Source organism: Lachnospira sp. (assembly GCF_016290755.1).
GTDB lineage: Bacteria > Bacillota > Clostridia > Lachnospirales > Lachnospiraceae > Lachnospira > Lachnospira multipara.
Genome location: NZ_JAEEVD010000030.1, coordinates 1 through 13,818, shown reverse-complemented (window position 1 = coordinate 13,818; position 13,818 = coordinate 1). Strand labels below are relative to the sequence as shown.

The following is a 13,818-nucleotide window of genomic DNA, read 5'->3' as shown; positions in this document are numbered from 1 at the left end:
ACAAAATAATAACAAAATAAGTTATAATTAGGAGAGAGAATGATTAGAGAAGTTTCATTAGATGAGATATCTGATGGTAAGTTATATACAGATAATGATTTAGTTAAGGCAGAGACTAGTGGTTGCAGTGGTTGCGCTGCAATGTGTTGTAAGGATATGGATAATAATATCGTTCTTGATCCTCGTGACATTTTCGAAATAATAAGGGCTAGTAAGGAGGCAGAAGAACAGGAGGCGGGTGAAAGCCTTAAATTTAGCGACTTTGACTCCCTTTTAGCTAGTGAATATATCCAACTTAATCTCGTTGATGGGATTATTTTACCCAATATTAATATGAAAAATGAATCTAGAGCCTGTAGTTTTTTAAATGATAGTGACAGATGCACTATTCACAGTTACAGACCAGGTATTTGCAGAATGTTTCCCCTTGGACGTTATTGGGAAAGTTCTGATAAATTTTATTACATTTTACAAAAGAATCAGTGTTATAAGGATGGCTTAGCTAAGGTTAAGGTTAAGAATTGGCTTGGAATTGAGGATTTAGAGGAGTATTCAAGCTTTTCTTCAAATTGGCATAAGTATTTATGTGATGTTAGAGCTGAAATGGCCAATTTATCAGAAGAGAATAGACAGATTTTTAATCTTTATAATCTTAAGAGCTTTTATAAGACCGCTTATAGAGCCAAGAATTTAACAGGTTTTTATAGGGAATTTTCTATGCGTTTGAAAAAAGTTAGAAAAGAATTAAACCTTGATTAAATAAATATAAAGTTATATCAAAAAGGAATTTTTTGTAATAAAATCTATTAATGCAAAACAATTAAAAGGGAGAGATGTATGAAGACAGATTTGTTTACAATCGGCAATTTTACTGTACATGGTTACGGTTTTATGATTGCCTTGGGCTTTATTTTTGCCATGCTTTTAGCGGAGTTTCGAGCTAAAAGATATAAATTAAAAGACGAGGCAATTATTGATATTGCGATTATTGCTGGTATTTCAGGTTTCTTAGGAGCTAAGTTCCTCTATATCATAGTGGAATTTGACTCATTTTTAAAAGATCCAATGGCTGTTCTTGGCTCTGCAGGATTTGTGGTTTATGGAGGAATCATATTTGGTGTTTTATTTAACTTCTTATATTGCAAGATTAAGAAGCTTAATTTCATGGAGTATTTTGATTTAGTAATGCCAGAAATCGCCTTAGCACAGGGTTTTGGTAGAATCGGATGTTTCCTTGCTGGTTGTTGCTATGGAGAAGTTACAACTAGCCATTTTGGGGTAGTATTCCCAGAGAGCAGCTTATTTGCACCATCAGGCGTACGCCTTATCCCAACTCAGTTAATGAGTTCTGTTGGGGACTTTTTAAATATGGCACTATTAATCTTTATCTCTCGTAAGTGGGGCTATACAGCTTGGAAGAATATCCACGGTGGAGACTCATCAAGAAAGCACTTACTTCCTGGTGATGTGGGATTTCTTTATTTCTTAACTTACGGCGTAGGTAGATTTATAATAGAAATTTTTAGAGGTGATGTCAGAGGTAGTGTGGGACCTTTATCAACATCACAGTTTATCTCTATAATTATGGTAGTTATTGGTATTGTGTTACTTATATTAAATCATAAGCTATTTAGGAGATTCTATGAAAAAGAGGGGCAGAAGATTTCTTAAAAAATTAAGTAAGCTTCAATTGAAACATTTGCTAATTGTTGCAGTTCCTGTACTTATTGTTTTGGCAGTTATCCTTTCATCTGCCATTAAAAGCAATAAAGTAAAAAATTCTGTAAAGGTCACTTTATCCGACATGCCAAGTGTTGCAGCGGACGAAGAAAGCATAAGAGAAACTGAAGGGGTGCAAGAAGAAAGCACAGAATTAGACACGGCAGAGAGTACTCAGATGGATGTCATAATTCAAACTACTGATAGCGCGGCTCTAGAATCTGGCAGTGCTGTTAGTGATAAAGAGGGAGCAATTGCCTATGCTCTAGTCTATTGTTGGATTAGAAGCGGCAATAATGACAGAGCTAGTAAGGTTGGAGAGCTTTACTATGGAGATGAAGTTGTTGTAGTTGAAATCGGGGAGAATTACACCAAAGTAGCCACAGATACAGATGAGGGCTATGTTAAGAATTCTTACATTTCTGCAACGAAGCCTATTTGGGTGGGTAATTTATACAATTACCACAAGATAAATATGAGCGTCCTTGCAACTGCAGCATCAAGGTACGAATTAGATGATTTTACATGCTTTTCCCAGTTGCCAGATATGCCATCAGGCTGTGAGATAACTTCACTTGCCATGGTGCTTAACTATCTAGGGGTGGATTGCGATAAGGAGATCCTTGCAAACTATCTAGATATTGGCGAGAAAGGGGATAACTATTTTACAAAATATATAGGGAATGTTTTTACAGACTCTAGTTACGGTTGTTACGCAGAGGCTTTGTGTAATTGCGCTCAAAATTACCTAAAGGCTAGAGGCGTGAATAGTTTAGTAATTGGTAACATTTCCGGAACAGATGTTGACTCTTTACTTGGCCTTGTTGCCGCAGGTCATCCAGTAATTGTCTGGGCTACCGAAGACATGAAGTCAGTGGGAGATAACAATATTTTATGGACATATGAGGGACAGCCCATGGGCTATTTAAGAGGAGAACATTGCTTAGTATTAATTGGTTTTGACAAGGAAAATGACAAGGTCATTATGGCAGATCCAATGAAGGGGTGTGCAACGGAATATTCCCTTACAGCATTTAGATTAAGATACAAAGCACAGTTTTCTCAAGCAGTATTAATTTATTAAGGAGGATCAATGAAGAGAATTCTAAAGGCAATTGCGCCTTATTGGAAGACAGTAATCCTTATTGTAGCACTACTTGGTCTACAGGCTTACTGTGATTTAGGCTTGCCTCAGTACACATCAAACATTATTGATGTGGGAATTATCAATGGTGGAGTAGACCATGTACTTCCTGAGGAGATAACATCAAGCGATTACGAATTTGCCAAATTTTTCATGAATGAAGAAGAATTAAAGATTTGGGAAAATAGTTACGATTTCGATGAGGAATCATCAAATTATGTTTTAAATGTTAAGAGTGAAGAAAAACTCTCAGAATATGACGAGGACATGGCATTTGTAATAATGATAGTAAATGCCGTTAGTCAGGAGATGGAGTCTAGTGCTAATGCAGCCGATACAACAGCGGCTGATGCAAATCAAGGCTCTGATGCAAGCGCTTATGCTGCAACTGGTGTAACTGACTACTCAGCTATGGTTAGTCAGATTAGAGAGGAATTCCAAAAAAACTATGACACAATGGGCGAGAGCCTAATTAAGACTACTGCAATTACTTATGCTAAGGCTGAGATGGAAAAGGCAGGAATGGATATGGATGCATATCAGACACACTACCTTATAATTGCAGGTCTTAAGATGCTTTTAATGGCACTTGTTATTGCAGTTGCAACAATCTTAGTTGGCTATTTTGCATCTAGAGTTGCCGCTGGTATTGGTAGAGATTTAAGAGGACAGTTATATACAACGGTTATGAGTTTCTCTAATGCAGAAATGGATCAGTTCTCAACAGCTTCTCTTATTACAAGAACAACTAACGATGTTCAGCAAATCCAGTTCGTGGCAGTACTTATGCTTCGAATGATTTTATATGCTCCAATCTTAGGTATTGGTGGTGTTATAAGAGTTGTTAATACAAAGGCCGGAATGGGTTGGGTTATTGCTCTTGCGGTTGTTGTTATTCTAGGCTTTGTAGGACTTTTAATGGCTATTGCATTACCAAAGTTTAAGGCAATGCAGAAGTTAGTGGATAGAGTTAACCTCGTATCGAGAGAAATTTTAACAGGTATTCCAGTTATTAGAGCTTTTGGTAGAGAAAAGCACGAAGAGGAAAGATTCGATGTTGCCAATGTAGACCTTACAAAGACAACACTTTTCACTAATAGAACAATGACTTTCATGTTGCCAGTAATGACAGTTTTAATGAACGGTCTTTCAGTACTTATTGTTTGGGTTTCAGCTAAGAGAATCGACATGGGTGTTATGCAGGTTGGTACAATGACAGCCTTCTTAACATATGCAATTCAGATTGTAATGTCTTTCCTTATGCTTACAGGCCTTTCAATTATGTTACCTCGTTCGATTGTAGCAGCTGAAAGAATTGATGAAGTTTTAGTAACTAAGCCAAGTATCAAGGATGCAAAGGAAACTAAGGAAGTAAGTGATGTTAAGGGTGTTATTGAGTTTGATCATGTAGACTTTATGTACCCTAATGCTAAGGCAAATGTGCTTACAGACATTACATTTACAGCAAAACCAGGAGAAACTACAGCTATTATTGGTAGTACGGGTTGTGGTAAATCTACCTTGGTTAACCTTATCCCTAGACTCTACGATGTTACAAAGGGAAAGATTAGCCTTGATGGCGTAGATATAAGAGATATAAAGCTCCATGATTTAAGAGATGCCTTAGGCGTTGTGCCACAAAAGGGCGTTCTTTTCTCAGGAGATATTGAGTCAAATATTAAGTTTGGTAGAGATGAGGCAAGTCGTGAGGATGTTGTAAAGGCAGCCGAAATTGCACAGGCTACTGAATTTATTGATAAGAAGTCAGATACTTATAGCAGCCCTATAGCTCAGGGTGGTAGTAACGTTTCAGGTGGTCAGAAGCAGAGATTATCTATTGCGAGAGCTATTGCAAAGCAGCCTAAGGTATACATTTTTGATGATAGCTTCTCAGCTCTCGATTTAAAGACAGACGCTAAGCTTAGAGCTGAACTTGCTAAAAATGTATCTGATGCAACAGTAATTATCGTTGCCCAGAGAATTAGCACTATCCTTCATGCAGACCAGATCTTAGTTATGGAAGATGGTGAAATTGTAGGTAAGGGTACACATAAGGAATTATTGGAAAATTGTGAGACTTACAGACAGATTGCAAGTTCACAGTTGTCAAAGGAAGAACTCTACGGAGGTGATAATAATGGCAGATAATACAAACAATCGACCAAGAAGAGGCCCAGGTAGAGGAATGATGCCAGTAGAAAAAGCCAAGGATTTTAAAGGCTCTATTGGAAAATTACTTGCCTACATTGGCCGTTATAAAATAGCCATTATTATTGTAATGATAATGGCAGCCATATCTACTGTATTTTCAGTAGTAGGTCCAAAAGTTTTAGGTAGGGCAACTACAACACTTTCAGAAGGTTTATTAAGTAAAATTGCTGGAACAGGTGGAATTGATTTTACAAAGATTGGAAAAATCTTAATATTTGTTTTATTACTATATGCATTTAGTGCTTTATTCAGTTTAATTCAGGGCTGGATTATGACAGGCATTACTCAGAAGGTAAGTTATCAGCTTCGTAAGGAAATCTCATTAAAGATTAATAGATTACCTATGAAGTACTTTGAAACAAGAACTTACGGTGAGATTTTATCAAGAATAACTAATGATGTTGATACCTTAAGTCAGGGCTTGAATCAGAGTATCACACAGATTATTACATCAGTTGCCACAATGATTGGTGTACTTGTTATGATGCTTAGCATTTCCCCATTAATGACTCTTATTGCATTAGTTATTTTACCAGTATCTATGGGACTTATTTCTTTTGTAATAAAGAGATCTCAGAAATACTTTAAGGTTCAGCAGGAATACTTAGGCCACATCAATGGTACAATCGAGGAAACTTATGGTGGTCATTTAGTTGTTAAGGCATTTAACAAGGAGAAGGATTTCGTAGATGATTTTAATAAGACTAATGATGTCTTATACAGTTCAGCTTGGAAGTCACAGTTCTTCTCAGGTATGATGATGCCTATCATGCAGTTTGTTGGTAACTTAGGTTATGTAGGCGTTGCCTTAACAGGTGGTTTACTTGCAATTAAAGGCACAATAACAATTGGTGATATTCAGGCCTTTATTCAGTACGTAAAGAACTTCACACAGCCTATTCAGCAAATGGCACAGGTAATCAATCAGGTTCAGTCCATGGCTGCAGCTTCTGAAAGAGTATTCGAATTCCTCGATGAGGAAGAGGAAGATCAGGAAGTTGAAAATCCAGTATCTACTGAAGGTATCGAAGGTCATGTTGAATTTGAACATATTAAATTTGGATATAATAAAGAGCAGACAATTATTAAAGACTTTAGTGCTAGCGTAAAGCCAGGTCAGAAGGTAGCTATTGTAGGCCCAACTGGTGCTGGTAAGACAACTATGGTTAAGCTTCTTATGAGATTCTACGATGTAGATGAGGGCGCAATTTTAGTTGATGGCCACAACATTAAGGACTTTAACAGACGTGATTTAAGAGATGCCTTTGGCATGGTATTACAGGATACATGGGCTTATAAGGCTAGTATTATGGAAAATATTAGATACGGCCGCCTAGAAGCTACAGACGAAGAAGTAATCGCAGCCGCTAAGGCCGCCCATGCTCATCACTTTATTGAAACATTGCCAGGAGGCTACGACTTTGAGCTTAATGAAGATGCAAGTAATGTATCTCAGGGCCAGAAGCAGCTTCTTACAATTGCAAGAGCAATTCTTGCCGACAACCCAATTCTTATTCTAGATGAAGCAACTTCTTCAGTAGATACAAGAACTGAGATAAGAATTCAGAAGGCTATGGATAACTTAATGCGCGGAAGAACAAGCTTTGTAATCGCTCATAGATTATCTACAATCAAAGATGCAGATATTATTCTAGTTATGAAGGATGGCGATATTGTTGAACAAGGTAGCCATGACGAGTTAATTGCAAAGAAAGGCTTCTATGCAGACCTTTATAATTCTCAATTTGAAAGCAGCGCCAGCTAAGAATTAGCTGGCAGATGCCATAGGCAAAGCCTCATGGCATCAACACGAAGTGTAGCTGCTTTCATGAGGAAGTAGCGAAGCGGATTCCGAATGTCCTTAAGTTAAGGAGCCAGCTAAGAATTAGCTGGCAGATGCCAAAAAGACTTGTGAAAATGTATCATCACATTTTCACAAGTCTTTATTTTTTCTAATCTTTAATGTAAAGTCTACACTGCGTTCAAAATTTTTACACCCAATCCTCTGCAATAGAGCAATTCATAATCTCTCTAACATTAAGACCATTACTAGCTGCAAGCCAAAGCTTACAATACTGAGAAATAATTGAAGATTCTCTTAAAGGTATGATGCCAAGTTTTCTATATTCCTCAACAGTTTCATAGGCTTTTTCGCTATTAGATAAACCAGTAATATAAACTGGGATATTAAGCTCCTTAGCCCTGTTAGTTAATTCCTCTAATTCCTTTGTGACATGAATTGTGCCTGAATGGAAACTTTCAATTAAGATAGCTTCAAGACAATTACTAAATTTCTCATGTCCCTCTTCTTCGTTAATAATATTATCCTGGGCTAAATTTTCAATATAATCATCTAAATCAGGATAAGTCATTCCCACATATGGACGAATACGCATTACCTCGCTAGACTGATTAGTTAAGATAATATCCTTAGCCTCAAGTCCAAGCTTTGTAAAACTTTCTAGATTCTTGTCATCGCTTTTATACTGATCATTTAATTCAAATGTATCGTTTAAATAAATTGCATAATGACTCTTCTTAACACTTTCCACATCTGCAGATAATGTTACAGGTGGCTCAAGTCTTGTAGCTCTGTGGATTGTAGGGATTCCACCCTTGTTACAGTAACTTACAAATACGCCCTTGCCAAGCTTTGCCTTCATAAATTCCACCGCAACATGGTAATTAATAAGGCCATTTGCACGCTTATCCTCAAGAACGAAATCAGAAGAAACAAGAATAATAGGAATTTTTGCATCATTGAAAATGTATCCTAAAACAGCAGCACTGTACTGAAGTGTATCTGTTCCGTGAGTTACGATAATACCGTCAAGCTCTTCATTTTCAAGAACCTTACTAACTTCCTTAATGAGTAAATTCAAATGGTCACCATCAAGATTCTCGCTTAATAAAGTGTAAGGATTAGAGCTTGTAAAGTTGATAGTCGTAGCATTTGCATAATTCTTCTTATAAAAATTGATTAGTTTATAGGGACTTCCCTTATCTGTGGAAATAAGGTCGTTATCCCCAAGGAAACTACCAATAGTTCCTCCAGTAAATATTGTATGTAAATTCATAGAAAAACCTCCTAAGTAAATGTTCTCTCTTATTGTAACTGTTTCAAAGACAAAGTTTCAAGAGGCAGCCTTTATAATTTATAACTAATGATTATGAAAATGTGATAGAATTAATTTAGGTTAAATTACGCCAAAGGCATTATTTAAGGGAGATATCATGAGTTATTATAGTTTAACGCAGTGGATTATATTTTTTGCATTGTATTGTTTTATTGGCTGGATTTGGGAGTCTTGCTATGTATCAGTAAGAAAAAGAGAATTAGTCAATAGAGGTTTTTTACATGGACCCTTTTTACCAATTTATGGGTCTGGAGCAGTAACAATTTTAATAAGCACAATAAAGTTTAGAGATAATCTAGTGGCGGTTTTCTTTTTTGGAATGATAGCAGCAACAATTCTAGAATACATTACTGGGGCTGCAATGGAGAGAATCTTTGGAGTTAAATACTGGGATTATTCAAAGAGATTTTTAAATATAAATGGACACATTTGCTTAATCGCAAGTCTATGTTGGGGAATTTTTTCTTGCCTTATGATTAAGGTGATTCATACACCTATTGAGGGGCTAGTTTTAGGACTTCCAGTATATGTAACAGAGATTCTGGCTTTTATCTTTACAGCATATTTTAGTGTGGATGTGACAGTTTCTGCTAATGAAGCTCTTGATCTTAAAGCAATGCTTAATAAGATTTCTTCTGAACATGAGCATCTTAAGTTTGTTGCTGATAAGTTAGAAATTGCCTATGCCTTTGCTGAAGACGAGTTTGCTGAGAACAGAAAGAAATATAGAAGAAAAAGAAGAGAACTTTCTTTTATAGCTTCAAGAAAGAAACTACATTTTGCTAAGTATCTAGAGAATAAGAAGAATGATCTTACTGATAGCTTAGAAGCCTTTAAGGAAACTAAGCTTAATAGTCTTTCAAGAACCTCTGATACAGCTAAAGAACTTTTAAAGAAGAAGTTAATTGATGAGACAATTTTAAAGGCAGCATTAGAGGTAATTTCTAAGGAAGAGGATAAAGTCAAAGCTACAGATAGACGTCAAATTAGAAACTTAACAAGAATTCTTAAGAGAAACCCAATGGCAACTTTTAAGGATAGTGAAGCAATGAATGAAATTAAGCAATTAATGAAAAAGTAAAAATAAAAGGAAACTAAATTTTCTAAAAAAAGGGAAAAAGCCTTGCAATTAAAATTGTGATATGTTATAAAATAATTGTACACAATTTAATTGAGCCAATTAACCATAAAATGTGATTATATTTTGGAGGTATAAAATATGCAAATTATTCATGGAACAGAGAGCAATTTTGAAGCAGAAGTTTTAAATTCAGATAAGCCTGTATTAGTAGATTTTTGGGCAACATGGTGTGGACCTTGTAAGATGCTTGCACCAGTACTTGAAAAGGTAGCTGCTAGCCAGGACGATGTAAAGATCGTAAAGATTGATGTAGATGAGAACCCAGCAATCGCTGAGAAGTTCAATGTTATGTCAATTCCAACACTTATTCTTTTTAAGGATGGTAAGGAAGCTAACAAGCAGGTTGGTTTTGTTAATGAACCAGCACTTAAGGCTTTTATGGGTCTTTAATCAATTAAGATACGCAATATTACAATAACCTTTTATTTTTAATTTCATTGGGAGGTGGAGTTTTGCTAGATTATGAATTGGTCTGACAAACTCCGCCTTTTCTTTATAAAAAATGCAGTTTCAAATATATTGGATTGTACTAAATTCAATACTTGATATAGTTGTCTTGCAAATAAAAATAATAGGTGTTAATATATATTTGCGGTTAAGATTGTTACAGATTTGTCAAAGTTAAAGTTAATTTAATTATCTAACTGATGCGATGGCAAATTTTATTTTAAGCGTGATTGTATACAATATACAATCAAAAACACACATATTAATTTTTTATAGCTTTTTAAGGAGGAGTTCAACGATGTTACAGTTTGAACAGTGGAACGGTTTCGAAGGTAGACTTTGGAAAGAAGAAGTTAACGTTAGAGACTTCATTCAGAAGAACTACACACCTTATGATGGTGATGAGAGTTTCTTAGCAGGCCCTACAGAAGCAACAGATAAGCTTTGGGGTAGATTACAGGAATTACAGGCTCAGGAAAGAGCTAACGGCGGTGTATTAGACATGGAAACAAAGGTTGTTTCAGGTCTTACAGCTTACGGCCCAGGATATATTGATGAATCTATGAAGGACCTTGAAACAGTAGTAGGTCTTCAGACAGATGCACCACTTAAGAGAGCATTCATGCCTTACGGTGGTATTGCAATGGCTGAGAAGTCATTAACAGAGAATGGTTATACACCAGATCCTGATATGCATAAGGTTTTTACAGAATATCATAAGACACATAACCAGGGTGTTTTCGATGCATACACACCAGAGATGAAGGCTGCTAGACATAGCCATGTTATTACAGGTCTTCCAGATACATATGGTCGTGGACGTATCGTAGGTGATTATAGAAGAGTTGCTCTTTACGGTATTGATTACCTTATTGAAGAGAAGACTCATGACTTCAACAACTGTGGTGATGGTACAATGTACGATGAAATCATCAGACAGAGAGAAGAATTAAAGGATCAGATCAATGCACTTAAGGGTATGAAGGCTATGGCTGCTAGCTATGGTTTCGATATCTCTAAGCCAGCTAAGGATGCTAGAGAAGCAGTTCAGTGGTTATACTTCGGTTATTTAGCTGCAGTTAAGACACAGAACGGTGCTGCTATGTCAGTTGGTCGTGTTGCTACATTCCTTGATATCTATATTTCAAGAGACTTAGCTGCTGGTACATTAACAGAAAGCGAAGCTCAGGAATTAATCGATCATTTAGTAATGAAGTTTAGAATGGTTAAGTTTGCTAGACCAAACGCTTACCAGCAGTTATTCTCAGGTGATCCTACATGGGTAACTTGTGACCTTGCAGGTATGGGTGTTGATGGACGTTCAATGGTTACTAAGACAGATTTCAGATTCTTACATACACTTGAGAACATGGGTCCTTCACCAGAACCAAACTTAACAGTACTTTATTCTTCAAAGTTACCAGAAAGCTTCAAGAAGTATGCTGCTAAGATCTCTGTAGATACATCTTCAATCCAGTATGAGAACGATGACGTTATGAAGGTTTACTGGGGCGATGATTATGCTATCTGCTGTTGTGTATCTGCTACACAGACAGGTAAGGAAATGCAGTTCTTCGGTGCTAGAGCTAACCTTGCTAAGTGCTTACTTTACGCTATCAATGGTGGTGTAGATGCTAAGTCTAGAGAACAGGTTGGTCCTGCATTCCCACGTGTTACATCAGAATACTTAGAGTATGATGATGTTGTGGCTAAGTTTGATAAGATGATGGACTGGTTAGCTGGTCTTTATGTTAATACACTTAACTTAATCCAGTATATGCATGATAAGTACTACTATGAAGCAGCTGAAATGGCTCTTATCGATACAGATGTTGAAAGAACATTTGCTACAGGTATCGCTGGTTTCTCTCATGTAGTAGATTCACTTTCTGCTATTAAGTATGCTAAGGTTAAGGTTATCAGAGATGAAACAGGATTCAACGTTGATTACGAAACAGAAGGCGACTTCCCTAAGTATGGTAACGATGATGATAGAGCTGATGACATCGCTGTATGGTTACTTAAGACATTCATGGATAAGATTAAGAAGAGACATACATATAGAAATTCTAAGCCAACTACATCTATTCTTACAATTACATCTAATGTAGTTTACGGTAAGTACACAGGTAACATGCCTGATGGACGTAGAGCTGGTTCTCCACTTGCTCCAGGTGCTAACCCATCTTACGGTGCAGAGCAGAACGGTTTAGTTGCTTCTCTTAACTCATTAACTAAGTTACCTTACGGTTGGGCTCTTGATGGTATTTCTAATACTCAGACAATGAACCCAGACGCTCTTGGTCATAATGAAGAAGAAAGAGTTAACAACCTTGTTAATGTAATGGATGGTTACTTCGATCAGGGTGCTCATCACCTTAACGTTAACGTATTCGGTAAGGATAAGTTAATCGACGCTATGGAACACCCAGAAAAGCCTGAGTATGCTAACTTCACAATCCGTGTATCTGGTTACGCTGTTAAGTTCATCGACTTAACAAAGGAACAGCAGATGGATGTTATTAGCAGAACATTCCATGACAGAATGTAATTTTTAAAAAGCATAAAATTTAAATATATAGTTCGGACGCCAAGGGGCTTGTAGTTTACTACAAGCCCCTTGTTTTAATGTTAAAAAATGGAAAATTCATTATTTGTATGGTTTTAAATTTTATCAGCACCAGTAATAAGTATAACTTTTATGGAAAGTAAGCTGAATTCTTTCTTTTTATCAATGACAATAGCAAGGTATTACTTGCTGGTGTTGGCATTAAGACTATTTTTTACAATTGATGCACTTTTTATAACACTTATATTTTCATTAAAAGCAAAAAGCGAATTTTATATGCCAATACTTATTTTTATTTTTGGCGTTGCGGCATGTATTGGCTTATATGCTAATATCTTGCTTCAAGTAATAATGCTTATTTGTTTAATTATAATTTTGATATCATGTATTTGCTATATATTAAGGGGTATGTATGGAACTAAGAATTAATGAATTAAAAAAATCATATGGAAAAGTTGAGGCTTTAAAGGGAATAACATATACATTTAAACCAGGAGTATATGGTTTACTTGGAGCTAATGGTGCGGGAAAAAGTACTATGATTAATCTTATAACTGATAATTTAGGGCGAGATAAAAATGGTGGAACTATTAGCTATTTAGATGAAACTATTGGAAATGAGGCTATTGATATTTTAAAGTTAGGAGCTAAATTTAGAGCTAAAATTGGATTTATGCCGCAACAACAGGGCTTTTATGAAGATTTTACACCGAAATCTTTCTTAAAATATATGGCGTCTGTAAAAGGAATAAAGAATCAAAATAAGCAAATAGATGAATTGCTTCAAATTGTGAACCTTGAAAAAGTGGCCTATAAGAGAATAGGAGGTTTTTCAGGGGGAATGAAACAAAGAGTGCTCCTTGCTCAGGCACTTCTTGGTGACCCACAAATTTTAATTCTTGATGAACCAACAACTGGGCTTGATCCTAAGGAAAGAATCAATATTAGAAATTATATCGCAAAATTAGGTAAGGAAAAAATTATACTTTTTGCTACGCATGTGGTAAGTGATATTGAGTGTATAGCAGATAAGGTATTACTTTTAAAAAACGGAGAAATAATAGCTGATGGGACTCCTAGAGATTTAATTGAATTAATGGATGGCAAAGTTGGAGAAATACAGATTAATTTAGATGAGTTAGATGATTATCAACGACGTTATAAAATTGGAAATGTTCGTCAAAGAAAAGAGGGATTGGTGCTAAGAATTGTTGATGATAATTTACCAGATGAAGTTAAGCGAGTAGATAACAATATCGATTTAGAAGATGTTTATCTATATTATTTTGAATAAAAACAAAACAACCGATTTTGAAAGATAGATTCTATTTACTGCCAAGTATTTAAATGTTATAATAAAATACAGTATAAGTATTGTTTTCTGCGAGGTGGAAAATATGAATGGATTGTTAGGCCTTAAATTTTTTTGTGCAATGCCAAGTGTTTTACA

At 35.8% G+C, this 13,818-nt stretch carries 10 protein-coding genes; 9 read left to right on the top strand and 1 reads right to left on the bottom strand.

Going from position 1 to position 13,818, the window contains the following annotated elements; translation table 11 throughout:
• Nucleotides 1-39 precede the first annotated feature (39 nt).
• The 5 genes from QVA17_RS08130 to QVA17_RS08110 all read left to right on the top strand — a co-directional run bounded on the left by QVA17_RS08130 (nt 40) and on the right by QVA17_RS08110 (nt 6,839).
• Nucleotides 40-759, top strand: coding sequence for a YkgJ family cysteine cluster protein (locus QVA17_RS08130; RefSeq protein ID WP_287387742.1), 720 nt, complete (start codon nt 40-42; stop codon nt 757-759).
• A gap of 78 nt (nt 760-837) precedes the next feature.
• Nucleotides 838-1,671: a prolipoprotein diacylglyceryl transferase gene (locus tag QVA17_RS08125; protein WP_287387740.1), complete on the top strand. Its 834-nt coding sequence runs from the start codon at nt 838-840 to the stop codon at nt 1,669-1,671.
• Nucleotides 1,643-2,803, top strand: coding sequence for a C39 family peptidase (locus QVA17_RS08120; RefSeq protein WP_287387737.1), 1,161 nt, complete (start codon nt 1,643-1,645; stop codon nt 2,801-2,803). Before QVA17_RS08125 ends, QVA17_RS08120 begins: the two co-directional genes overlap by 29 nt.
• A gap of 9 nt (nt 2,804-2,812) precedes the next feature.
• Entirely contained in the window at nt 2,813-5,011 is a 2,199-nt protein-coding gene (locus tag QVA17_RS08115; RefSeq protein WP_287387734.1) for an ABC transporter ATP-binding protein, read from the top strand.
• Nucleotides 5,001-6,839 carry an ABC transporter ATP-binding protein gene (locus tag QVA17_RS08110; RefSeq protein WP_287387732.1) on the top strand — a complete coding sequence of 613 codons (1,839 nt, stop codon included), beginning with the start codon at nt 5,001-5,003 and terminating at the stop codon, nt 6,837-6,839. Before QVA17_RS08115 ends, QVA17_RS08110 begins: the two co-directional genes overlap by 11 nt.
• A gap of 226 nt (nt 6,840-7,065) precedes the next feature.
• Here QVA17_RS08110 and QVA17_RS08105 read toward each other — a convergent pair whose 3' ends face one another.
• The gene (locus tag QVA17_RS08105) at nt 7,066-8,151 is read right to left on the bottom strand and encodes an asparaginase domain-containing protein (protein ID WP_287387730.1); all 1,086 of its coding nucleotides are present in this window, start codon (nt 8,149-8,151) and stop codon (nt 7,066-7,068) included.
• 157 nt (nt 8,152-8,308) lie between these two features.
• Here QVA17_RS08105 and QVA17_RS08100 point away from each other — a divergent pair, with 157 nt between their 5' ends.
• The 4 genes from QVA17_RS08100 (at nt 8,309) to QVA17_RS08085 (ending at nt 13,662) form a co-directional block, all read left to right on the top strand.
• A complete protein-coding gene (locus QVA17_RS08100; protein WP_287387728.1) occupies nt 8,309-9,292 on the top strand; it encodes a putative ABC transporter permease in 984 nt (327 codons plus the stop codon).
• Nucleotides 9,293-9,430: 138 nt separating this feature from the next.
• Nucleotides 9,431-9,742 carry a thioredoxin gene (gene trxA, locus QVA17_RS08095; RefSeq protein WP_027431221.1) on the top strand — a complete coding sequence of 104 codons (312 nt, stop codon included), beginning with the start codon at nt 9,431-9,433 and terminating at the stop codon, nt 9,740-9,742.
• 355 nt (nt 9,743-10,097) lie between these two features.
• Nucleotides 10,098-12,350, top strand: coding sequence for a formate C-acetyltransferase (gene pflB, locus QVA17_RS08090; protein ID WP_287387725.1), 2,253 nt, complete (start codon nt 10,098-10,100; stop codon nt 12,348-12,350).
• 430 nt (nt 12,351-12,780) lie between these two features.
• Entirely contained in the window at nt 12,781-13,662 is an 882-nt protein-coding gene (locus QVA17_RS08085) for an ABC transporter ATP-binding protein (protein ID WP_287387723.1), read from the top strand.
• The last annotated feature ends 156 nt before the right edge of the window (nt 13,663-13,818 follow it).